This window comes from Vibrio rotiferianus, from assembly GCF_002214395.1.
GTDB classification, from domain to species: Bacteria; Pseudomonadota; Gammaproteobacteria; order Enterobacterales; family Vibrionaceae; genus Vibrio; species Vibrio rotiferianus.
In genome coordinates this window covers 68,666-90,536 of record NZ_CP018312.1, presented here as the reverse complement: position 1 = coordinate 90,536, position 21,871 = coordinate 68,666, and the positions used below count along the sequence as shown (strand labels likewise).

Below are 21,871 nucleotides of genomic sequence, written 5' to 3'. Positions count from 1 at the left end.
CAAGGAAGGTATAGAGCTAGTATATCCGAGTCTCTCGATAAGCTACAGAAATTGCTTTAAAAAAGAGTCTTAGTAAGAGGATTTTAAAGGCGTAAACAACACTATGGACGAGCGAGTAAGATTAGCAGTTCCGAATTATCACTCAATAGTTCTTCAATCGTGCAGTCATCCAATTCCGCAAGAAAAGCCATTTTCGCTTTGGCGAGCTTTTCTTTTAGGCGGCATGCTGGCGTGATGTGACAAAATTCCACGGAACAATTCACCAAGTCTAACGGCTCTAAATCGCGCACTACTCCCCCCACAGTAATATCTTCTGGAGCCTTCAATAAACGAATACCGCCATTTTTCCCGCGAACGGTGTGCACATAACCAAGCTGCCCAAGGCGATTGATCACCTTCACCATATGGTTCCGTGATACACCAAATAAATCAGTCACTTCAGTAATGTTTGTCAGCTCATCTTTAGGCAGTGAAGCCAAGTAAATCAGGGTTCTTAGCGCGTAATCGGTAAAGCTGGTTAACTGCATATTGCTATCCTCTCTAGTAGCAAAAGTGTAAATCTTTTCTTGATCGAAAGATACATTTGAGATACAACTTTAAACATGCATTATAAATACAACTTTAAATAGGAAGTCATTATGCTCAGCAATCAAACCATTGATATCGTAAAAGCAACCGCACCACTGCTTGCAGAAACTGGTCCAAAGTTAACCGCACACTTTTATGATCGTATGTTCACCCATAACCCTGAGTTGAAAGACATTTTCAACATGAGCAATCAGCGTAACGGTGACCAACGTGAAGCTCTATTTAATGCAATCTGTGCTTACGCAGCCAACATCGATAACCTACCAGCCCTGCTTGGTGCAGTAGAGAAGATCGCCCACAAGCACACCAGCTTTATGATCACTAAAGATCAGTACCAAATCGTTGGTACACACCTACTGGCGACTATCGATGAGCTGTTCTCACCAGGCCAAGAAGTGATTGATGCATGGGCAGAAGCTTACGGCGTACTTGCGAACGTGTTCATTCAACGTGAAGAGCAAATCTACCAAGAGAATGCTGCACTTCAAGGTGGTTGGCGTGGGCTGCGTGAATTTGAGTTGGTGGGCAAGCAGCTTGAAAGTGAAAACATCTGTAGCTTTGTTTTCAAACCAACCGATGGTGAAGTGGTTTCTGAGTACAAACCAGGCCAATACCTAGGTATCTACATCAACAGCGATAAGTTCGAAAACCAAGAGATTCGCCAATACAGCCTATCCTCTGCGGTTCAAGAGAACACTTACCGTATCTCGGTAAAACGCGAACAAGGCGGTAAAGTATCGAACTTCCTTCACGATGAGTTGAACATCGGCGATAAGGTACAACTTGCTGCACCTGCAGGTGATTTCTTTATGGATGTGGACGCGGCTACACCAGTTGTTTTGGTGTCAGCGGGCGTTGGTCTAACTCCGACTCTATCGATGCTTGAGAGCCTTTCTGAGCACCAAGCGCCAGTAACATGGGTTCACGCAGCAGAAAACGGCCAACAGCACGCATTCAAACAGCACGTCAACCAAATCGTGAATGCAAAAGAAAACATGAACTCGTTGGTTTGGTACAACCAACCAACAGCAGAAGATAAGATTGGTGAAGACTTCCAATTCACGGGTTTCGTCAACTTAAATGAAATTGAAGCTGCTCTTAAGCAAGACAACGTACAAGTCTACTTCTGTGGCCCGGTTGGCTTTATGCAGCACGTCGCGAAACAACTGCTTGAGCTTGGCGTAGCGCAAGAGCAGTTCCATTACGAGTGCTTCGGTCCACACAAAGTCGTTTAATCGTTCACGATTACCGTCGGGAAAAACAACAAAGCCCACATGATGTGGGCTTTGTTGTATCTATTGGCAGAGCTTTATGAAGTTACTGGTATTTTAAGAGTACATTTACCAGAAGGTGTCGCGGCGCTTGGCTCGCGCAATAATGTTTTGCGGCATACGTTGCTCAAGACCATTTCTCAGCATCGCAATACGCTTATGTTGCCTCTTATCCGCAGTCACCGAGTTATACAACCAACGGTAGGCATCTTCGTAGTCGAGCGGGCTACCGTAATCGCGCAGTAATAGTTCGGCAAGATGAATACGCGCATTCAAGTTGCCCATCGATGCGGCTTCACGCAGGTATGGGATCGCACGTTCTTTATCTTGTTGGACTAAAGTTCCACGAGAGTAGTAGCGGCCAAGTTGCTCTAACGCAGCAGGTAAACCTTGGTGGGCTGCGTTTTCCATGTAGTAAAGCCCAAGCTCTACGTCTTGCTCTACACACACGCCCCACGCAAGCATATCGCCATAAAGGAATTCATAAGACGGCAAGTTAATGCGCGTCGCACGTGCCACGATATCTTCCACTAGCTGGCAGTTATCAGCGCGCACGCGCTCTAGGTGCTTATTCTGCTCAATAAGCTTAATCAATTCTGCTTCGGTGTAGATAGGAACTGGCGCCCCTACATCGGCAACATTTGCCTTAGCCGATGTTGCACTCAGCATCAATAACAGTGAAGCAGCCACTGTTCGTAACTTCATATATGTACTCTTTAAGGTATCTAAGAAACCAAAGATCAGCCAAGGATCTCCTCTGCTTGATTACCTTATCGGCAAAGGTTAGTTAAGCTTTAGGCAAATTTTGCCTCCTGTCTAATCTTAACGGCAACAACTTGCCATATCGAGTACGATTTTTCACCAATGGTTCTAATTCACAAATATAAAAAAACCGGCCATCATAGCCGGTTTTTAAAAATCTCTAACGAGTATCGATTAAGCTTCGAATGGGTGAACCTTAATGATGGTTTCGTTACGGTCAGGACCAGTTGAGATGATGTCTACTGGCACGCCAGTTAGCTCTTCGATACGCTTGATGTAATCTAGAGCAGCTTGTGGTAGCTCATCGATTGATTTTGCACCGAATGTGTTCTCAGACCAACCTGGCATTGTTTCGTAGATAGGCGTCGCTTTTTCAAATGCTTCAGCAGCCATCGGAGAAACTTCTAGCGTAGAGCCATCTTCCATCTTGTAACCAGTACAGATTTTTAGCTCTTCTAGACCATCTAGTACGTCTAGTTTAGTTAGACAGAAACCAGATACAGAGTTGATTTGGATTGCACGACGCATAGCAACAGCATCGAACCAACCAGTACGGCGTAGACGACCTGTTGTCGCACCGAACTCGTGACCCACTTCACCTAGGTGTTTACCTACTGGATCTTGCTTGTCTAGACCGTCGTATAGCTCAGTCGGGAATGGACCTGCACCAACACGAGTACAGTAAGCTTTCGCGATACCAAGGATGTAACCGATATGACGAGGACCGAAACCAGAACCTGCAGCAACACCACCAGCAGTTGTGTTAGAAGAAGTTACGTATGGGTAAGTACCGTGGTCGATATCAAGTAGCGTACCTTGTGCACCTTCGAACATGATCTTGTCGCCGCGCTTACGTGCTGCGTCTAGTTCGTCAGTTACGTCGATAACCATAGAAGTTAGTAGTTCAGCGTAACCTTTCGCTTGCTCAAGTACTTCTTCGTAGCTTACTGCTTCAGCTTTGTAGAAGTTAACTAGTTGGAAGTTATGGAATTCCATTACTTCTTTTAGTTTCTCAGCGAAAGATTCCATATCGAATAGATCGCCAACGCGCAGACCGCGACGAGCAACTTTATCTTCGTATGCTGGACCAATACCACGACCAGTAGTACCGATAGCTTTTTTACCGCGAGCGATTTCGCGAGCTTGGTCCATTGCAACGTGGTAAGGAAGAATTAGAGGACATGCTTCAGAAATGAAAAGACGTTCGCGTACTGGAATGCCGCGCTCTTCAAGAGGTTTCATTTCTTTAATTAGAGCTTCAGGCGATAGTACAACACCGTTACCGATAACGCATTTTACGTTATCGCGAAGGATACCTGATGGAATTAAGTGAAGAACGGTTTTTTCACCGTCAATTACAAGTGTGTGACCTGCATTGTGACCGCCTTGGTAGCGTACCACGTATTTTGCATCTTCAGTTAAAAGGTCTACAATTTTACCTTTACCTTCGTCACCCCATTGGGTGCCTAGAACGACTACGTTATTTCCCATCTTTCCAAGTCTGATTGCTAGTTAAAAATGGATTCTAGCACCGAATCACACTTCTTGCAGTCATTTTTTGTTCACAGAGTGGATACCAGAATGCAAACTCGCCAATCTTACTCATTTCGAAATCACTACATCACTGATAATATTTACTTTTCAGAATTCGACTAGGGATCATGATGTCAGAGTCTATTTGGCTAGCGATAGGGCTAGTATTGATCGTTGAAGGTATTGGACCGTTGATCGCCCCAAATGGTTGGCGCAACATGGTCGCTCAGTTAAGTGAGCAACCGGATAACCAGTTGCGTCGCATTGGCGGTTGTTTAGTAGTAGCGGGCGCCGTAATCGCCATCATGATGAGTTAACATACTCGCGGTGCCTATCCGATATTTATCCAACAGATACCAAAAAGGCTCCATCACGGAGCCTTTTTAATTTGCTGTAACGCTTAGCTTATTTCGCTTCTGCGCCTTTCGCATTGTTCATGTATTGGAAGAACTCACTCTTCGGATCCAGAACAAGGATGTCACTCTTAGAGCTGAACGATTTTTCGTAAGCTTTTAGAGAACGTAGGAAGCTGAAGAACTCAGGATCTTTGTTGTACGCATTCGCGTAGATCTTCGCTGCTTCTGCATCCGCTTCACCTCGTGTTACACGAGCTGTTTTGTCTGCTTCTGCAAGAATTGTTGCCACTTCAAGCTCAGCTTGCGCGCGGATTACTTCTGCTTTTTCACGACCTTGAGAACGGTGCTTACGCGCTACCGACTCACGCTCTGCGCGCATACGACGGTAGATAGATTCACTGATCTCATCTGGTAGGTTGATCTTCTTCATACGGAAATCAACGATGCGAACACCCAAGTCTTTCATTGCACTATCGCGCGTGTCTTTCAACACTTCAGACATGATTAGGTCACGTTCACCATCGATTTCCAATGCTTCACGAGCAGCTTCAGTACTCACTTCATCACTGTTTGCATCTTCTGGAAGTACGTCATTATTGCGTGGACCAGATACGATTTGCTTGATTTCACGAGAACCGATTTCTGCACGTAGCACGTCTGTTACCTTACGCTCAAGAAGCGCTTCAGCTGTCAGTGTGTTACCACCGCCAGTTGCTAGGTAGTAACGACCGAAATCTTCAATACGCCACTTCACGTAGGTATCGATGATTACGTCTTTTTTCTCAGACGTTACGAAACGGTCAGCACGGCCATCCATTGTTTGGATACGCGCATCTAACTGCTTAACTCGATCAAACAGTGGCATTTTGAAATGCAGACCCGGCTCGTAAATACGAGTGATGTCGTTGTTATCTTTCAAGACACGACCGAATCGAACCACAATACCACGCTCACCTTCAGGAATCACAAACAGTGACATCAGCATTAATGCCAGTGCGATTACCAATACAGGGATCATTAACTTACGCATTTCTAGTATCTCCCTTGACGTGAACCAGTTGAACGAGACTGTGTGTTCGAAGTGTCTTGCTGAGCACGTTCAGACTCTAATTGAATGTGATCGTACGTTGAAGTCGACTTCGATTTACGTTTGGTGTCTGTTTGACCTTCTTGACCAGCCAATTTATCAATTGGAAGGTATAGAAGATTACCGCTTGATTCAGAGTCAATCAGCACTTTCGATGTGCTGGAGTACACTTCTTCCATCGCATCTAGGTACAGACGATCACGAGTTACACCTGGTGCAGCTTGGTATTCAGGCAGTAGTTTTTCAAACTGAGCCACTTGACCAAGAGCTTCGTTGGTTACACGTTCGTTGTAACCTTGTGCTTCTTTCTTCAAACGCTCAGCACGACCTGTTGCCTTCGGCAAGATTTCGTTCTTGTACGCTTCTGCTTCACGGATGAAACGCTCTTCATCCTCACGCGCTGCGATTGCATCATCAAACGCATCTTTAACTTGCTCTGGCGGACGCGCAGACTGGAAGTTCACATCAACAATCACGATACCCATATCGTAGCTATCGATAATTTGGTTTAGTGTCTCTTGAGTGCTTTGACGAATTTGCTGACGACCACTTGTTAGGATGCTATCCATTAGTGAGTCACCAATTACTGCACGTAGTGCAGAATCTGTTGCTTGACGCAAGCTATCGTCTGCATTAGTTACGCGGTACAGGTATTTGTATGGGTCAGCAACACGGTATTGAACGTCCATCGCTACCGTTACTACGTTTTCATCTTTAGTCAGCATTAGACCAGATGCACGTAACGAACGAATCGCTTGCACGTTAACCGCTTCGTATTCATCAATAAAACGAGGACGCCAGTTCAGACCTGGGTCTACGATACGGTCGTATTTACCTAAACGCAGCACAACACCACGCTCTGCTTCACCGATGGTGTAAAAACCAGCGAAGAACCACACCGCAATCGCAATAACTGCAATCACGCCGAAGCCAATTGCGCCACCGCCACCGCCGATAGAAGAACCACCGCCGCCTTTTTTACCAAACTTACCACCCAGCTTTTGACTCAGTTTGCTGAACACTTCATCTAAATCTGGCGGACCTTGGTCTCGGCCACCAGGACGCTGGCCACCACGATTATTATTACCCCAAGGGTCATTATCGCGGCCATTGTTGCCGTTGTTATTTCCAGGCTCATTCCACGCCATTAGAAAGCTCCATCATTTGATATGACGTTATACTGTAGCAGTCCTTTAAGTGACTATAAAGTCGACTAAAACTGCCCCTTCTCTTTTTTCAAGTCTAGACCAATCTACCTGTTGCATTCGAATATCGATCAACAAGTTGCCTTCCTGGTCATATTCCTCACGTTGAATACACTTCATTTGGAAGAATGTACTACGGAATCGTCCTTGATACTGTGGAGGAATTCGCAACTGATGCTCAACCATTTGCGACGCCAAACGTTCTGTCAGCGCATCAAACAGGAGATCAATGCCCAATCCGTCCATCGCAGAGACCCAGACCGCACGAGGTATACCTTCCTCATCACGTTCTATACGTGGTTTCTGCTCTTCTAGATTATCAATCTTGTTCATTACTACGAGCGTCGGCACTTCATGTGCGTCGATCTCTTCTAAAACTTCATGAACAGCTTGAATATTCTCACGAAAACGCTCATCACTGGCATCAACAACATGTAACAAAATGTCAGCTTCTTGCGTTTCTTGCAAGGTTGCTTTGAAGGCAGCAACCAAATCGTGAGGTAGATGTCGGATAAAACCAACGGTATCTGCAAGTATTGCAGGCCCTACATCTGCTAACTCTATCTTACGTAAGGTAGGATCAAGAGTAGCAAACAGTTGATCTGCGGCATAAACGCCAGCTTCTGTTATACGGTTGAAGAGTGTCGACTTACCCGCGTTGGTGTAACCCACAAGAGAAATCGTTGGGATTTCTGCTCGGTTTCGGGCACGGCGCCCTTGTTCACGCTGCTTCGCTACTTTTTCAAGTCGGCGAAGGATGGCTTTGATTCTGTCACGCAATAATCGACGGTCAGTTTCTAACTGAGTTTCACCCGGCCCACGTAGACCGATACCGCCTTTCTGCCTTTCAAGGTGCGTCCAACCACGAATCAAACGAGTAGAAATATGACGAAGCTGGGCTAGCTCTACTTGCAGCTTACCTTCGTGTGTTCGTGCTCGTTGGGCAAAAATATCGAGGATGAGACCAGTGCGGTCGAGGACTCGACATTTGCACAGTGCTTCGAGGTTACGTTCTTGGGCAGGAGAGAGGGAGTGATTAAAAATCACAATTTCAGCACCCGTTAATTGCACCGTAGTAGCAATTTCTTGTGCCTTACCCTCTCCGACATAGTATTTCGGGTGTGGGGATTGACGACTACCAGTTACAACTTGTAGCGCCTCAACCCCAGCGGAAGAAACCAGCATTTCGAATTCAGCCAGATCTTCCCATTCACCTTCTTGCGTGAAGTTGATATGAACAAGTACGGCTCGCTCACCGGATTCATAACGGTCAAACAAGCAATCAACTCCTTATTTTAACAATACTAAATGAAGAATTAATCTTCAGATTTCTCTTGTGGGCGGTCACCCTGAGGACGATCACCACTGTGGTGGCTCACTGGACGAGCCGGAACAACTGTAGAGATTGCGTGCTTGTACACCATTTGATTTACAGTGTTTTTCAATAGAATCACGAACTGATCGAAAGATTCGATCTGACCTTGTAGTTTGATACCGTTCACAAGGTAGATAGATACCGGGATACGCTCACGACGTAGCGCATTTAGGAATGGGTCTTGTAGAGATTGCCCCTTAGCCATTTTATTTTCCTTATTTAATTTGTAGTTGTAATTATTTAGCTAGCGGTGCAATGCAAAAGGTACTGCTTTTTGCATCTGAGCTAAACGAATCAAAATGCACCCTAAGTAATTAGCAGCATAGTATAAAAACTGCCAATAACAGATCCTTTGAGAGTGCGATCACGCAAAAACGATCACATTATACACAGCTATCTCAATCAGATGCTATTGCTTCTGACATGGTTTCGAGTGCTTGTTCAATGTTGTCGCTATCCAACCAAGTTAAATCATTCCAGCTGCGTAACCAGGTGATTTGACGCTTGGCCAATTGACGAGTTGCACAGACGCCACGAAATATCGCTTCGTCACGAGAGCACTCCCCGTCTAAATACTCCCACATCTGTCTGTAACCAACACAACGTATTGATGGAAGATCAGGATGAAGATCGTCACGCGCATACAGCGCTTTCATCTCATCTTCAAAACCTGCCTCCATCATCTTCTCGAAGCGTAGTTCAATTCGACGGTGAAGTTCTGCCCTGTCCTTGGGAGCTATTGCAAACTGTTTGACTCGGTAAGGCAAGCTATCACCTTTTGTTTGAGTCAACTCAGTAAGAGTTTTACCTGAAATGCGGAATACTTCCAACGCCCTCGATAAGCGTTGAGGATCGTTTGGATGAATTCTCGCAGCTGATACAGGATCAATCTCTTTCAGCTCATCGTGCAACACCGACCAACCTTTAGTCAATGCCTCTTGCTCAATTTGCTGACGAATTTCAGGATTTGCAGCAGGAAGAGGTGATAAGCCTTCAAGTAAGGCTTTGTAATACAGCATGGTGCCGCCGACTAACAGCGGAATTTTTCCTTCTGCAACAATGTCATCCATTGCCTGCAATGCATCACGACGAAAGTCTGCCGCAGAGTATGCTTCACTGGGATCAAGAATATCGATAAGACGATGCGGCGCTAGGCTTAGCTCACGATCATCTGGCTTTGCAGTACCGATGTTCATGTCTTTGTAGATCAACGCTGAGTCCACGCTGATGATCTCAACCGGATATTTCTGGCGCAGGCGAATCGCTAGCTCTGTTTTACCTGATGCTGTTGGCCCCATCAAAAAGAGGGCCAAAGGTAGTTTGTCTGTCATGGTCTTAATTTGGCAATCGTGGCAGAGAAATCAACAGCAGACACAAATTTCGTATCTTCTAATGGCAATTGACCATGTCTTAGCTGTTCAAGTTCCGCAATAATTTGAATGGCTTCGGATAGAGTATAGTGGCTCTTAACAGTCGTGACCTGCAAAGCAAGCCAATCTATCAGCTCTGATAGCAGCTCAACCGTTGCCACCTCTCCTCTCACGCGAGTTTGCGCGTAAGATAACAGATCTGGTATCAAATTTTGTAAGTTTTGTTGACGCAGTGGTGATGGCACACCCATGACCATCAAAGCTTTGTCATTTCGAGCTTTCAATTGAATGCCCAACTGCGCAAAGTCTTGCTGATAATCGCGCGCAAGCTCAACTAATTCCGGCTCCAACTTAACGGATAATGGAACTAACAGTGGCTGAGCTTTTAACGCTCCATCGCTTGGTGTGAGCTGACCTTTGGTTCGATAAAATTCAGCTCTTGGCAGCGCAACCAAAGCTACACCGCTGTCGCTGCTCATCAAGACAAACTGTTCGTCCACCACAGCCAGCGCTTTACTTAGTGCCGTAACAGGCGGTAAAGCAACTTCTGCCGATGTGCTGACTGGCGCTTTGGGGGACTCTGTTTGAGGCTCAAAATCAGGCGTCTGAAGCAACTCATGATAAGCACGCACTTCTTGTTTACTTGGTGCAGGCTCGGCATGACGTTGTTCTTTACTTGAAGTTGGTTTAGGCGCTGGCTTTGACTCAATCCAATCTGTTCGCTTGAAAGAATCCGCCGCTCGCGCGTCTCGTATAGAAGCGTTACTTGATTCCCTATCGCGAGGTTTCGCTTCATAGTCTGAACGCCCTGGATAGGCAGGTGTGTTATCAATTGCTTGATACACTCGCTCAGGTACAGGTGAACCCGTTTGCTCTGGTTTACTTACTGGCTCGGGCGAACTTGCTGCTTCAGGCGCAGACGTCATCGTCTCAAACGGTTCTATCGGCTCGGCAGGATCTGCATGGTGGAACGCGGACTCGTTGACGTGCGGTTTATCAATCACAGAGCTTTGCGCAAGGGCATCCGCCAGTGCTTGATAAATAAAATCGTGCACTAAACGTGCTTGATGGAAGCGCACTTCATGCTTCGCAGGGTGCACGTTAACATCCACTTGGTGCGGATCAAGCTCAATAAACAATACATACGCAGCGAATTGATCTGGCTTTAAACTCGTTTCATAGCTTTGACGGATAGCGTGATTGATCAACTTGTCACGCATCATGCGACCATTCACGTAGCAGTATTGTAAGTCACTCTGCTGCCTCGCCCCTTCCGGAGTGGTGATCCAGCCATGAAGCTTAAGTCCTTGATGCTCAAGCTCGATGCGAAGCATATTGCGCACAAACGCATTACCGCATACCGCAGCGATGCGCTTTTCAGTTTGAAGCTGATTCTTTGCCGCACGATATTGGCGGATCATTTTGCCGTTATGGCGAACATTGATAGTGACATCAAAGCGGCTTAAAGCGATACGCTTAAGCAATTCATCAATGTGAGCAAATTCGGTTTTCTCGGTGCGGAGGAATTTGCGGCGCGCAGGCGTATTAAAGAACAGATCTAAGACTTCAACCGAGGTACCAATTGGGTGTGCAGTCGGTTGCAGCTTAACCTTCATGTCTCGCCCTTCCGAGTAGGCGCTCCACGCTTGTTCTTGTGCCGCTGGACGAGAGGTCATGGTCAGGCGCGATACCGAACTGATACTCGCTAGCGCCTCCCCACGGAAACCCAAACTCATGATGGCTTCAAGATCGTCCAATGTGTGGATCTTAGAGGTGGCATGACGACTCAACGCGAGACCTAACTCATCTTTCACAATCCCCTTGCCGTTATCGCGCACGCGAATCAGCTTGGCGCCTCCTTTCTCAATATCAATATCAATTCGAGTGGCGCCAGAGTCGAGACTGTTTTCTACCAGTTCTTTCACGACAGAGGCGGGTCTTTCCACCACTTCCCCTGCCGCGATTTGGTTTGCCAGACGAGCGGGCAAGATCTTAATGGTCATGATGAGTTATAAGCTCACTTATTTGTTTGGAATGATCAGTACCTGTCCCACGGCAAGTTCATCAGAACGTAGGTTATTCGCTTTGCGGATGCTGGATACACTCACGCCGTATTTCGACGCAATCTTACCTAGGTATTCACCACGAGCAACTTTGTGCTTACGGATTGGTTTGTCTTTTACCGCAACGGTGATCTTCAGTTTCTGACCAACCCACAAGGTATCTGACTTGAGATTGTTCTGCCTACGAATATCTGCAATCTTCACTTTGTAGTGACTTGCGATCTTACCGAGGAACTCCCCTGATTTAACAGTGTGGGTGATCGTCTTTGTTTCAACGGTATTTGGCTTATTCGGAATAGCAATCGAAGCCGCTCCCATACCCGGGATTTTTAGTTTTTGTCCAACAGCCAAGCTACTAGACTTGAGCTTATTCTCACTCATGATCGCTTTCGTCGACGTGCCGTATTTCTGCGCAATTACAGAAAGTGACTCACCACGTTTCACAGTATGAACGGTCGGCTTAGCTGAAGATGAGAAAACCGTCCCTTCTGGTGGGTTGTCTTTCAAGTACTTCACTACGGCTTTAGTGATCGCTCGCGCCAGCTTATCTTGATGAGAACGTTGGAATAGCAACTTCTCTTCAGTCGGGTTAGAGATAAAACCAGTCTCAACCAATACTGATGGGATCTGTGGTGAACGTAATACCGCAAGGCTGGTATTAATTGGTTTTGAGTTATGTAGACGAGCAACTTTGCCCATCTCGCCCAAAATCTCAGTCGCTAACTTATAGCCCTCCTTTTGAGAGTGACTGAACTGAAGATCCAATAAGGTTTGGTTCACATTGCGATCACTGGAGTTACTAACAAAAGCCGTACCTGAACCACCAAGCAACTCTGATTGTTTCTCATGATTTTCCACCCAGCGAGAAATCTCAGTGTTCGCGCGGCGAGTGTTCAACACAAATACCGAGCCACCGCGTGGTTTAGGTGAGGTAAATGCGTCAGCGTGAATGGAGATCAACAGATGAGCGTCATTCTCACGAGCAATTGCAACACGACGGTTGAGGTTAACAAAGTAGTCGCCGGTACGAGTCATACGTGTTTTGATACCAGGAACGGCATTCAATTGGTCTGAAATCTTACGAGCAATGCTCAATACCGCGTCTTTTTCATACTTACGACGCGATGGACCTATCGAGCCAGGATCTTCACCACCGTGACCTGGGTCTATTGCAATAAGGATTTCTTGTGCACGATGCACGGTACTCATATCTTTGCTCGGTGACGCTGGCTTACTTGGTTTTGAAGCACTCGTGGTCGTCGACTTGTTCGAGCCATGTGACAAATCAATAACTAAGCGATGGCCGTATTGCCCCCCAGGTGTAGGCTTGAGTTTGAATAACTCAGCTTTGACACTTTTCTTTAACTCAAAAACTAGACGGTAAGTGTCTTTATTTGGCGGGCTACTTTTACGGACACGTTTTAATACTGGACTGTCCGTGACAGTAACCGGCAACTTAGCTTGCATTGAGGTGTTTTTGAGATCCACCACTAAGCGATCTGGCCCAGAGAGAGAGAAATAAGAATAGGTAGCTTCCGCGCTTAAATCGATGACGACTCGAGTCTCATCAGGAGAAGGCCAAACTCGGAAACTTTTAACGACGTTAGCAAAGGCTAAATTAGGGATGATAAGGAGAAAAGTGGCGACTAACATCGCCACTGCTCTAAATTTTGAAAGACTCAACATAGCTCCAATTGACTGAGTAGTTGCTCACCATATTCATTGTTTGCGGTTAGCTCCGCGATACGTTGCTCACCCTGATAACGAATGTTCATATCAAGATCTGGCTTAGGTAGCAACCCGTGTCCTTTTTCAGGCCATTCAACTAAACAAATTGCATCATCAGTGAAATAGTCTCGAATCCCCATGAATTCCAGTTCTTCAGGATCAGCAAGACGATAAAGATCAAAATGGTAAACTTGCCACTTATCCAACTGATAAGGCTCGACCAACGTGTATGTCGGGCTTTTTACATTACCTTGATGGCCAAGAGCACGGACAAAACCACGGCTAAATGTTGTTTTACCCGCACCTAAATCACCGTGCAAATAAATGGTGGTTTGTTGAGAACAAAGCTGAGCCAATGCGGTTCCAAGTGCTACCGTTTCATGCTCATCTTTAAGATTAAATTGTTTCGTGCTCATTGATGCTTCTCTAACTAATGATCGTTGACTATATAAAAATCAAAAGAACAGGAATAGTAAACTGTGTTGGTTTTGAGAGACAAGCTCTCAAATGTCATATATGCGAAAAAACAGCCAAAAAGACAAAACCTAATTAACTGATTCTATTGAATGCATAAGCAAAATTTCTCATGCCTAAATCAACTTTTGATAACTTTGTTTCAAAATTCATTCTCGCTCCTGGCTACTCGACTTTCTGGTAGCACCATTGAATAAGATCCGGTAAGATCCGCCCCCCTTTATCTTGGTGGTAAACATGAACTACGAACAACTCGCACAACAAATAAAAATTTGGGGTAAAGAGCTTGGCTTTCAGAAAGTCGGTATCTGCGATGTTGATCTTAGTGAACATGAAGCTGCCCTGCAAAAATGGCTCGATGCTGGCTATCACGGCTCAATGGACTGGATGGCTCGTCATGGCATGATGCGCGCTAGACCAGATGAGCTGTTGCCAGGGACTGTGCGTGTCATCAGTGTCCGTATGGACTACCTTCCACCAGAGGCGAGGTTTGCCTCTAATTTGGCAAACACAAACCATGCTTACATCAGCCGCTACGCACTAGGGCGTGATTACCATAAATTGGTGAGAAAGCAGCTTAATAAGCTTGGCAAACTTATTGAACAAGAAGTTGGGCAATTTGGCTATCGACCTTTCGTCGATTCCGCCCCAATCCTTGAGCGTCCATTGGCACAGAAAGCAGGATTAGGCTGGACTGGTAAACACTCACTCATTTTGGACAAAGACTGTGGGTCATGGTTTTTCCTTGGTGAACTACTTATCGACTTGCCATTGCCAGTTGATGAACCGAGCGTTGACCAATGCGACAAATGTAAGGCATGCATCACCTCATGCCCAACACAGGCAATCGTTGATGAGAAAATTGTGGATGCTCGGCGTTGCATCTCTTATCTCACCATTGAGTTTGATGGCGTGATCCCTGAAGAGTTCCGCAAGCCAATGGGAAATCGTATCTATGGGTGTGATGACTGCCAGTTAGTTTGTCCTTGGAACCGATATGCCGAAATCACCGAACAAGAAGACTTCCACCGACGTGAGAGCTTTGAAGAGCCAGATCTTGTGACCATGTTTAATTGGGATGAATCAACATTCCTCAAACAGATGGAGGGTTCTGCGATTCGTCGCATTGGGCACCTGCAATGGTTGCGTAATATTTCTGTCGCACTTGGTAATGCAGAATACAGCCAACTAATAATAGAGGCTTTAGAAGCTCGCCAAGGTGAAAACAAATTACTGGATGAGCATATCGAATGGGCTCTAGAACAGCAATTCAACCAAATTCCTGCCAACCAATCAGATTCTATCGATACAAAGAAGAAGCGTTTAATCAGAGTTGTAGAGAAAGGTCTTCCACGAGACGCTTAGCGCGTAGCTCATATGCAAGAGATTGAAAACATTTTTTTCATCAGCAAATCATGATTTTGTTCTCAAATTCTGAAATGTGGAAAAAAAGATTTAAGTCTTGTGAAATTGAGCTATTAAAAAAAGTTAAACACAGCTTAAAGAAATGACTAGGATCAAAAAAACACAAAGTAATGATCCAGAATTAACGCACCCGATCCGCAATAAAACCACTTTTATCTATAAATAACAGCAACTTAGCCATTTTAGAAAAAGTTTTATCACCGTCGAATTTAGAAAAGATCTTTCTTTACAACCTTTAAACCCCAAACAGAAAACACTTTATCAACCAACTTATCCACAGAACAAGATATGTGGATAACTCTGTTAATTAAAGATATAAAAGTGCCTTGAGCATCAGGATATTCATTGGACGGCCGACTTTTATCATGTTTAAAACACAAACAAAATCGTCCGACATCATTTGATGCGGATTAAGGTTTTGTTTTTTAGGGATTGATGCTTCTCAGCATTATGAAAAGAGCGATGAGACTGGTTGTAACACTTCAAATAATGAAAGTTACATCCATCGATGGTTTAAAAACTACTAAAACTATCGCTTGGAAATTGGTTGCGGGGGCCGGATTTGAACCGACGACCTTCGGGTTATGAGCCCGACGAGCTACCAAGCTGCTCCACCCCGCGTCCATGTATTATCGATTAATACGATAATAGAAACTGGAGCGACACACGAGGTTCGAACTCGTGACCTCAACCTTGGCAAGGTTGCGCTCTACCAACTGAGCTAGTGTCGCAATGTCACTGTTAAGCACAATGAGGGCTATCAAATTGGAGCGACACACGAGGTTCGAACTCGTGACCTCAACCTTGGCAAGGTTGCGCTCTACCAACTGAGCTAGTGTCGCAATGTCATTGTTAAGCACAATGAGGGCTATCAAACTGGAGCGACACACGAGGTTCGAACTCGTGACCTCAACCTTGGCAAGGTTGCGCTCTACCAACTGAGCTAGTGTCGCAATGTCATTGTTAAGCACAATGAAGGCTATCAAATTGGAGCGACACACGAGGTTCGAACTCGTGACCTCAACCTTGGCAAGGTTGCGCTCTACCAACTGAGCTAGTGTCGCATTGGTTGCGGGAGCCGGATTTGAACCGACGACCTTCGGGTTATGAGCCCGACGAGCTACCAAGCTGCTCCATCCCGCGTCCATAGTTCATCATTTAAGGTATGATGAAAACCTTTTAATTTGGAGCGACACACGAGGTTCGAACTCGTGACCTCAACCTTGGCAAGGTTGCGCTCTACCAACTGAGCTAGTGTCGCATATTCTCGAAAGAGAATTGGTTGCGGGGGCCGGATTTGAACCGACGACCTTCGGGTTATGAGCCCGACGAGCTACCAAGCTGCTCCACCCCGCGTCCGTAGTTCACCATTTAAGGTATGATGAGAACCTTTTAATTTGGAGCGACACACGAGGTTCGAACTCGTGACCTCAACCTTGGCAAGGTTGCGCTCTACCAACTGAGCTAGTGTCGCATTGGTTGCGGGAGCCGGATTTGAACCGACGACCTTCGGGTTATGAGCCCGACGAGCTACCAAGCTGCTCCATCCCGCGTCCGTGTTTCATTGTTAAGCACAATGAGAGCTATCAAATTGGAGCGACACACGAGGTTCGAACTCGTGACCTCAACCTTGGCAAGGTTGCGCTCTACCAACTGAGCTAGTGTCGCATATTCTCGAAAGAGAATTGGTTGCGGGGGCCGGATTTGAACCGACGACCTTCGGGTTATGAGCCCGACGAGCTACCAAGCTGCTCCACCCCGCGTCCGTAGTTCACCATTTAAGGCATGATGAGAACCTTTCTTCCACTTAAGAAAAGTGGAGCGACACACGAGGTTCGAACTCGTGACCTCAACCTTGGCAAGGTTGCGCTCTACCAACTGAGCTAGTGTCGCATCAACAACGTTTCCGTCGTTCAGGGCTGCGAATTATAAGAGCATTTTTTTGTGATGCAAGTCCTTCGTTCAAAAAAACTTTATTTTTTTACTAACAGATGAAAAAGCAAGCAAAACGCTCATTAATTACAACAATTTGGATCGCAGCCTTAACAGTTAGATCTTAAAGATCGTTTCGCGGTAGTACTTTAGCTCGGCAATCGACTCACGGATATCATCCAGTGCCAGATGCGTGCCCTGCTTCGAAAAACCGTCTAACACTTCTGGTTTCCAGCGGCGAGTCAGTTCTTTTAGTGTACTCACGTCCAAATAGCGGTAATGGAAGTATTCTTCCAGCTCTGGCATATGCTTGTACAAGAAACGACGATCCTGACCAATGCTATTACCACAAATTGGAGAAACACCCTTTGGCACCCATTCCTCAAGAAACTTGATGGTCTGCGCAACGGCATCTTGTTCAGAGACATCACTGTTACGAACACGTTCAACCAAGCCACTTGCAGTGTGCGTATTGGTGCACCAATCATCCATCTTCGCCAGTTCTTCTTCAGGCTGATGTACTGCTAGAACTGGGCCTTCAGCTAAAATATTTAACTCGCTATCCGTGACGATAGAGGCAATTTCGATGATTTTGTGCGTTTCAGGATCGAGGCCTGTCATCTCTAAATCCACCCAAATCAGGTTTTGATCGCTAAAGGACATGGTTACGCCGCCTATTTGTTTATCGATAAAAGAGGTACTATACCTGAAAATACTTGAAACACGATACTCACGAGTTTGAGCCGAAAGCGTGCTCAGTCAACTGAGTTAACTCACATTAAGTACAAGATTGTGGCAAAAAAGAAAAAGTTAACCAAAGGTCAGGTGCGCCGCGTACGCAGCAACCAACAAAAACGCCTAAAGAAGCAAGAAGAGTCCATTCAATGGGATGAAACCATGCTAGGCGCAAGTAAACAGGGTCTCGTCATCACTCGTTTCGGTCAGCACGCTGACATCGAAGATCTAGAAACAGGTGAGGTGCAGCGCTGTAACCTTCGTCGTGGTATCGAATCACTGGTATCCGGCGATCGCGTACTTTGGCGTGAAGGACTTGAATCAATGGCAGGTATTTCTGGCGTGGTTGAAGCCGTAGAACCTCGCACATCGATGCTAACTCGTCCTGACTACTACGATGGCTTGAAACCTGTCGCCGCTAACATCGACCAAATGGTGATCGTGTCTTCGGTTTTGCCAGAGCTTTCGCTCAACATCATTGACCGCTACTTGGTTGCATCAGAAACACTGAACATCGCACCGCTATTAGTGCTCAACAAGATCGACCTACTTTCAGATGAAGATCGTGCAATGTACGAAGAGTGGCTAGAAGAATACAAACGTATTGGCTACAAAGTCCTGTTTGTGAGCAAGCAGTCAGGTGAAGGTATTGCCGAACTTGAAGAACAACTGCGTGATCGTATCAATATCTTCGTTGGTCAATCTGGCGTAGGTAAATCGAGCCTAGTAAACGCACTGATGCCAGAACTTGAGCAAGAAGTGGAAGAAGGCGAGATCTCTGAGAACTCTGGTTTGGGTCAGCATACAACTACAGCAGCTCGCTTGTACCACATCCCAACTGGTGGCGATCTGATTGACTCTCCAGGGGTACGTGAATTTGGTTTGTGGCACTTAGAAGCAGAAGAAGTGACCAAGGCGTTCGTTGAATTCCGCCCTTATCTTGGCGGTTGTAAGTTCCGCGACTGCAAACACCACGACGATCCAGGTTGTATCTTGCGTGAGGCCGTCGAAAAAGGCGAAGTGAGTGAAGTACGCTTTGAAAACTACCATCGCATCTTAGAAAGCATGAGTGAAAACAAGGCTAACCGTCAGTATTCACGCAGCAAGAAAGCAGATCTGTAGCTGAGTTGAGACTGCAACTGTGTAAGAAATCATCACCTAATACTGACAAGCAGATTAAATTTCAGTAACATCACGCGCCCTAAAGCGAGAATCTAACAGAAGTATCGGAATTAAAGATGGACAAGATTAAAGTTGGACTGCAGTACTGGATCCCACAACACGGGCTGACCCGCCTAGTGGGTAAACTGGCTTCAGCTAAGGCTGGCGGTCTAACAACAGCAATCATTCGCTGGTTTATCAAACAGTACAATGTGAACATGGATGAGGCGAAGCACTCCGATCCTAAGCACTTCAAAACCTTCAACGAATTCTTTGTGCGAGAGCTAAAAGAAGGCGCTCGTCCAATTGCAGAAGGCGAAGCAGTAATCACTCACCCTGCGGACGCATGCGTAAGCCAATTTGGCCCGATTGAAGATGGTCAGCTTATCCAAGCGAAAGGCCACAACTTCTCAGCACAAGAGCTACTAGGCGGCGATGCAAAACTGGCAGAAGAGTTCCAAGACGGCTCTTTCGCTACCTTGTACTTATCGCCTCGTGACTACCACCGTGTACACATGCCATGTGACGGCACGCTACGTCAGATGATTTACGTACCTGGTGACCTATTCTCGGTGAACCCGCTAACGGCAGAGAACGTTCCTAACCTGTTCGCACGTAACGAGCGCGTTGTGTGTATCTTCGATACGGAATTCGGCCCAATGGCACAAGTGCTGGTTGGCGCAACCATCGTAGGTAGTATCGAGCAAGTGTGGGCTGGTACCATCACACCACCACGTGGTAGTTCAGTCTACAAGTGGGATTACCCTGCAGAAGGTGACAAAGCGGTTATCTTGAAGAAAGGCGAAGAGATGGGCCGCTTCAAGCTTGGCTCAACCGTTATCAACCTGTTTGCTAAAGATGCTATCGCATTCGATGAAAGCATGGAAAATGGTAAGCCAACCGTAATGGGCACACCTTACGCTCACCAGCAGTAAGCTTATTGCAAAAACTGATTTTAAAGCCTCCGCTCGCGGGGGCTTTTTATTGACCAAAAGCAAAATTCTGTTCAAAACTTAATCTCTATTTTTCAAACTCATACCTGCCTCTAAGACCCTTAAAGAACGATCCATTACCCTACTGATAGGGATGATTGTTGAAAGGGGCGACTAATGCCAAAGATGAATATGAATACGCTAGTAAAGCTACTGGTGTGTTTTTTAGTACCACTCGGCATTTTGATGATGCCTATAGATGCGATACCTATTGATGACCTCACTTTAATTCAGCATCGTCTACTGGCAATTTTCCTTCTTGCGGCACTGCTTTGGGTTTTAGAGCCTGTTCCCGTATTTGCCACTTCGATTCTTATCATCGCTCTTGAATTGATCATGATATCGGACAAAGGCTTACATCTATTTCGTAACCCACCGCCGGGACACGATTTAGGTGAACTGATCGCGTATACAGACATCTTCTCTGCCTTTTCTTCTCCCATCATCATCCTTTTCATGGGCGGATTCGCACTCGCCATAGCGGCTTCCAAATACGAACTTGATAACAACCTTGCTCGTGTTTTGCTTAAACCATTTGGCACTCAACCCAAGTTCATCATGTTGGGGTTAATGCTGATCACTGCCGTGTTCTCAATGTTTATGTCGAACACTGCGACTACCGTTATGATGCTGGCGTTACTTGGCCCTATTGTGGCTTCTGCACCAAAAGGTGATTTGGGGATAAAAGCGCTGGTCCTATGCATTCCTATCGCCGCCAATACAGGCGGCATCGCAACACCGATTGGTACACCACCCAATGCAATAGCCTTGCAATATTTAACTGGAGAAAACGCCATTGATTTCCTTTCTTGGATGACAATGGGGTTACCTTTTGTATTGGTGCAACTCACCATAGCTTGGCTGCTACTGCAAAAGCTGTTTCCTTCTAGTGAACCAGAAATGAAGTTACGTCTGGACGGCACGTTTAAAAAGAGTTGGCGCGCTATTGTCGTGTATATCACGTTCGCGATGACCATCCTGTTATGGATGACAACCAAAGTGCACGGCATGAATACATATGTGGTCGCCATTATCCCACTCGCGGTGTTCACCTTAACGGGCATCATGGGCAAAGAAGAACTTAAGCTTATTAACTGGGATGTCTTGTGGTTGGTTGCCGGTGGTATCGCCATTGGTATTGCTTTAGACAAAACAGGCTTGGCAGAAGCGCTTGCCCATGCCATTGACTATGAAGCACTTTCACCATTTGCGGTAGTCGTATCTCTTTCTATCGTGTGCTGGTTAATGGCGAACTTTATGTCCAATACAGCCACAGCAAACTTGCTCATGCCAATTGCGGCTGCAATTGGGGTATCGATGCCAAGCTTAGCTTCTATTGGAGGGTTACAAGGATTGCTGGTTGTCGTCGCCTTCTCCGCATCTCTGGGTATGATTCTTCCTGTATCAACACCACCTAATTCATTGGCTTATTCGACAGGTTTAATCGAAAGCAAAGACATGGCGAAAGTTGGACTCATCATTGGCTTGATCGGTTTGCTTCTTGTTTATGGCGCCGTACTTGTTCTTACTTGATATCAATGGGGCAACGCTAAAGATGTAGCGTTGCCCGTCAGTATTGCGGATGACTAAATTTGGATACAACATCACAGCAATCATTAATGAAGTAACCATCAATATTAAATACATTTACAATCAACCTGTTGAATAAATATTCCCCTATTTATCTTAAGTTTATCCAGATCGCGTCGATAAAGTAGTCGTAGCCTTTCAGTACTAATCTGTACCTGAATCGTCTTAAGCAACCTATTGTCACCACCGGTGATGTCGATCTTTTTGTCTATTGAGAAGGTAAG

General features: G+C 45.8%; 18 protein-coding genes and 13 tRNA genes. 6 read left to right on the top strand and 25 right to left on the bottom strand.

What is annotated here, in order from left to right:
• Positions 1-101 precede the first annotated feature (101 nt).
• Positions 102-527 carry a nitric oxide-sensing transcriptional repressor NsrR gene (nsrR, locus tag BSZ04_RS09440; protein WP_088880278.1) on the bottom strand — a complete coding sequence of 142 codons (426 nt, stop codon included), beginning with the start codon at positions 525-527 and terminating at the stop codon, positions 102-104.
• A gap of 111 nt (positions 528-638) precedes the next feature.
• Between nsrR and hmpA the strand changes: the two genes are divergently transcribed.
• Positions 639-1,823 carry an NO-inducible flavohemoprotein gene (gene hmpA / locus BSZ04_RS09435; protein ID WP_038884078.1) on the top strand — a complete coding sequence of 395 codons (1,185 nt, stop codon included), beginning with the start codon at positions 639-641 and terminating at the stop codon, positions 1,821-1,823.
• Positions 1,824-1,928: 105 nt separating this feature from the next.
• Here hmpA and motX read toward each other — a convergent pair whose 3' ends face one another.
• Both motX and BSZ04_RS09425 read right to left on the bottom strand, forming a co-directional pair.
• Positions 1,929-2,564 carry a flagellar protein MotX gene (motX, locus tag BSZ04_RS09430; RefSeq protein ID WP_038884079.1) on the bottom strand — a complete coding sequence of 212 codons (636 nt, stop codon included), beginning with the start codon at positions 2,562-2,564 and terminating at the stop codon, positions 1,929-1,931.
• A 231-nt stretch (positions 2,565-2,795) separates the two neighbouring features.
• Positions 2,796-4,112 (bottom strand): adenylosuccinate synthase, encoded by a 1,317-nt coding sequence (locus tag BSZ04_RS09425; RefSeq protein WP_010443999.1) that lies wholly within the window; start codon positions 4,110-4,112, stop codon positions 2,796-2,798.
• A gap of 173 nt (positions 4,113-4,285) precedes the next feature.
• Here BSZ04_RS09425 and BSZ04_RS09420 point away from each other — a divergent pair, with 173 nt between their 5' ends.
• Entirely contained in the window at positions 4,286-4,471 is a 186-nt protein-coding gene (locus tag BSZ04_RS09420) for a DUF2065 domain-containing protein (RefSeq protein WP_010444000.1), read from the top strand.
• An 88-nt stretch (positions 4,472-4,559) separates the two neighbouring features.
• On the opposite strand, the gene hflC is transcribed toward BSZ04_RS09420, so the two are convergent.
• The 8 genes from hflC to tsaE form a co-directional block, all read right to left on the bottom strand.
• Entirely contained in the window at positions 4,560-5,540 is a 981-nt protein-coding gene (hflC, locus tag BSZ04_RS09415) for a protease modulator HflC (RefSeq protein WP_071236479.1), read from the bottom strand.
• Positions 5,541-5,542: 2 nt separating this feature from the next.
• Positions 5,543-6,745, bottom strand: coding sequence for an FtsH protease activity modulator HflK (gene hflK / locus BSZ04_RS09410; RefSeq protein ID WP_010444004.1), 1,203 nt, complete (start codon positions 6,743-6,745; stop codon positions 5,543-5,545).
• A gap of 45 nt (positions 6,746-6,790) precedes the next feature.
• Entirely contained in the window at positions 6,791-8,080 is a 1,290-nt protein-coding gene (hflX, locus tag BSZ04_RS09405; RefSeq protein ID WP_010444006.1) for a ribosome rescue GTPase HflX, read from the bottom strand.
• Between the two features lie 38 nt (positions 8,081-8,118).
• Positions 8,119-8,382, bottom strand: coding sequence for an RNA chaperone Hfq (hfq, locus tag BSZ04_RS09400; RefSeq protein ID WP_005438329.1), 264 nt, complete (start codon positions 8,380-8,382; stop codon positions 8,119-8,121).
• Positions 8,383-8,575: 193 nt separating this feature from the next.
• Entirely contained in the window at positions 8,576-9,508 is a 933-nt protein-coding gene (miaA, locus tag BSZ04_RS09395) for a tRNA (adenosine(37)-N6)-dimethylallyltransferase MiaA (protein ID WP_010444012.1), read from the bottom strand.
• Positions 9,505-11,550: a DNA mismatch repair endonuclease MutL gene (gene mutL, locus BSZ04_RS09390; RefSeq protein ID WP_088880277.1), complete on the bottom strand. Its 2,046-nt coding sequence runs from the start codon at positions 11,548-11,550 to the stop codon at positions 9,505-9,507. Before mutL ends, miaA begins: the two co-directional genes overlap by 4 nt.
• 18 nt (positions 11,551-11,568) lie before the next feature.
• The gene (locus BSZ04_RS09385; protein ID WP_045389457.1) at positions 11,569-13,296 is read right to left on the bottom strand and encodes a LysM peptidoglycan-binding domain-containing protein; all 1,728 of its coding nucleotides are present in this window, start codon (positions 13,294-13,296) and stop codon (positions 11,569-11,571) included.
• On the bottom strand, positions 13,290-13,754 hold the full coding sequence (gene tsaE / locus BSZ04_RS09380) for a tRNA (adenosine(37)-N6)-threonylcarbamoyltransferase complex ATPase subunit type 1 TsaE (RefSeq protein WP_010444015.1): 465 nt from the start codon (positions 13,752-13,754) through the stop codon (positions 13,290-13,292). Before tsaE ends, BSZ04_RS09385 begins: the two co-directional genes overlap by 7 nt.
• A 295-nt stretch (positions 13,755-14,049) precedes the next feature.
• Here tsaE and queG point away from each other — a divergent pair, with 295 nt between their 5' ends.
• Complete coding sequence (queG, locus tag BSZ04_RS09375) at positions 14,050-15,177, top strand: tRNA epoxyqueuosine(34) reductase QueG (RefSeq protein WP_029560884.1); 1,128 nt, start codon at positions 14,050-14,052, stop codon at positions 15,175-15,177.
• A 604-nt stretch (positions 15,178-15,781) separates the two neighbouring features.
• Here queG and BSZ04_RS09370 read toward each other — a convergent pair.
• From BSZ04_RS09370 to orn, 14 genes are all read right to left on the bottom strand, one after another.
• Positions 15,782-15,858, bottom strand: a tRNA-Met gene (locus tag BSZ04_RS09370).
• 34 nt (positions 15,859-15,892) lie between these two features.
• Positions 15,893-15,968 (bottom strand) — tRNA-Gly (locus tag BSZ04_RS09365).
• A gap of 35 nt (positions 15,969-16,003) precedes the next feature.
• Positions 16,004-16,079, bottom strand: a tRNA-Gly gene (locus BSZ04_RS09360).
• A 35-nt stretch (positions 16,080-16,114) separates the two neighbouring features.
• Positions 16,115-16,190 (bottom strand) — tRNA-Gly (locus tag BSZ04_RS09355).
• Positions 16,191-16,225: 35 nt separating this feature from the next.
• Positions 16,226-16,301 (bottom strand) — tRNA-Gly (locus BSZ04_RS09350).
• A gap of 2 nt (positions 16,302-16,303) precedes the next feature.
• Positions 16,304-16,380: transfer RNA gene (locus BSZ04_RS09345), tRNA-Met, on the bottom strand.
• A 42-nt stretch (positions 16,381-16,422) separates the two neighbouring features.
• A tRNA-Gly gene (locus tag BSZ04_RS09340) sits at positions 16,423-16,498 on the bottom strand.
• A gap of 18 nt (positions 16,499-16,516) precedes the next feature.
• Positions 16,517-16,593: transfer RNA gene (locus BSZ04_RS09335), tRNA-Met, on the bottom strand.
• A 42-nt stretch (positions 16,594-16,635) separates the two neighbouring features.
• Positions 16,636-16,711: transfer RNA gene (locus tag BSZ04_RS09330), tRNA-Gly, on the bottom strand.
• 2 nt (positions 16,712-16,713) lie between these two features.
• Positions 16,714-16,790: transfer RNA gene (locus BSZ04_RS09325), tRNA-Met, on the bottom strand.
• A gap of 39 nt (positions 16,791-16,829) precedes the next feature.
• Positions 16,830-16,905 (bottom strand) — tRNA-Gly (locus tag BSZ04_RS09320).
• A gap of 18 nt (positions 16,906-16,923) precedes the next feature.
• Positions 16,924-17,000: transfer RNA gene (locus BSZ04_RS09315), tRNA-Met, on the bottom strand.
• A gap of 54 nt (positions 17,001-17,054) precedes the next feature.
• Positions 17,055-17,130, bottom strand: a tRNA-Gly gene (locus BSZ04_RS09310).
• 156 nt (positions 17,131-17,286) lie between these two features.
• Positions 17,287-17,832 (bottom strand): oligoribonuclease, encoded by a 546-nt coding sequence (gene orn / locus BSZ04_RS09305; protein ID WP_038884088.1) that lies wholly within the window; start codon positions 17,830-17,832, stop codon positions 17,287-17,289.
• Between the two features lie 129 nt (positions 17,833-17,961).
• On the opposite strand from orn, the gene rsgA reads away from it, so the two are divergent.
• The 3 genes from rsgA (at position 17,962) to BSZ04_RS09290 (ending at position 21,590) form a co-directional block, all read left to right on the top strand.
• Positions 17,962-19,026: a small ribosomal subunit biogenesis GTPase RsgA gene (gene rsgA, locus BSZ04_RS09300; protein ID WP_038884089.1), complete on the top strand. Its 1,065-nt coding sequence runs from the start codon at positions 17,962-17,964 to the stop codon at positions 19,024-19,026.
• Positions 19,027-19,142: 116 nt separating this feature from the next.
• A complete protein-coding gene (gene asd / locus BSZ04_RS09295) occupies positions 19,143-20,000 on the top strand; it encodes an archaetidylserine decarboxylase (protein ID WP_010444031.1) in 858 nt (285 codons plus the stop codon).
• A 174-nt stretch (positions 20,001-20,174) separates the two neighbouring features.
• On the top strand, positions 20,175-21,590 hold the full coding sequence (locus BSZ04_RS09290; RefSeq protein ID WP_010444034.1) for an SLC13 family permease: 1,416 nt from the start codon (positions 20,175-20,177) through the stop codon (positions 21,588-21,590).
• Positions 21,591-21,871 lie beyond the last annotated feature (281 nt).

Bases quoted from the DNA above. Each gene is read 5' to 3' on its own strand.
- nsrR (WP_088880278.1), bottom strand. From the start codon at position 527: ATGCAGTTAACCAGCTTTACCGATTACGCGCTAAGAACCCTGATTTAC.
- hmpA (WP_038884078.1), top strand. From the start codon at position 639: ATGCTCAGCAATCAAACCATTGATATCGTAAAAGCAACCGCACCACTG.
- motX (WP_038884079.1), bottom strand. From the start codon at position 2,564: ATGAAGTTACGAACAGTGGCTGCTTCACTGTTATTGATGCTGAGTGCA.
- BSZ04_RS09425 (WP_010443999.1), bottom strand. From the start codon at position 4,112: ATGGGAAATAACGTAGTCGTTCTAGGCACCCAATGGGGTGACGAAGGT.
- BSZ04_RS09420 (WP_010444000.1), top strand. From the start codon at position 4,286: ATGTCAGAGTCTATTTGGCTAGCGATAGGGCTAGTATTGATCGTTGAA.
- hflC (WP_071236479.1), bottom strand. From the start codon at position 5,540: ATGCGTAAGTTAATGATCCCTGTATTGGTAATCGCACTGGCATTAATG.
- hflK (WP_010444004.1), bottom strand. From the start codon at position 6,745: ATGGCGTGGAATGAGCCTGGAAATAACAACGGCAACAATGGCCGCGAT.
- hfq (WP_005438329.1), bottom strand. From the start codon at position 8,382: ATGGCTAAGGGGCAATCTCTACAAGACCCATTCCTAAATGCGCTACGT.
- miaA (WP_010444012.1), bottom strand. From the start codon at position 9,508: ATGACAGACAAACTACCTTTGGCCCTCTTTTTGATGGGGCCAACAGCA.
- mutL (WP_088880277.1), bottom strand. From the start codon at position 11,550: ATGACCATTAAGATCTTGCCCGCTCGTCTGGCAAACCAAATCGCGGCA.
- BSZ04_RS09385 (WP_045389457.1), bottom strand. From the start codon at position 13,296: ATGTTGAGTCTTTCAAAATTTAGAGCAGTGGCGATGTTAGTCGCCACT.
- tsaE (WP_010444015.1), bottom strand. From the start codon at position 13,754: ATGAGCACGAAACAATTTAATCTTAAAGATGAGCATGAAACGGTAGCA.
- queG (WP_029560884.1), top strand. From the start codon at position 14,050: ATGAACTACGAACAACTCGCACAACAAATAAAAATTTGGGGTAAAGAG.
- orn (WP_038884088.1), bottom strand. From the start codon at position 17,832: ATGTCCTTTAGCGATCAAAACCTGATTTGGGTGGATTTAGAGATGACA.
- asd (WP_010444031.1), top strand. From the start codon at position 19,143: ATGGACAAGATTAAAGTTGGACTGCAGTACTGGATCCCACAACACGGG.
- BSZ04_RS09290 (WP_010444034.1), top strand. From the start codon at position 20,175: ATGCCAAAGATGAATATGAATACGCTAGTAAAGCTACTGGTGTGTTTT.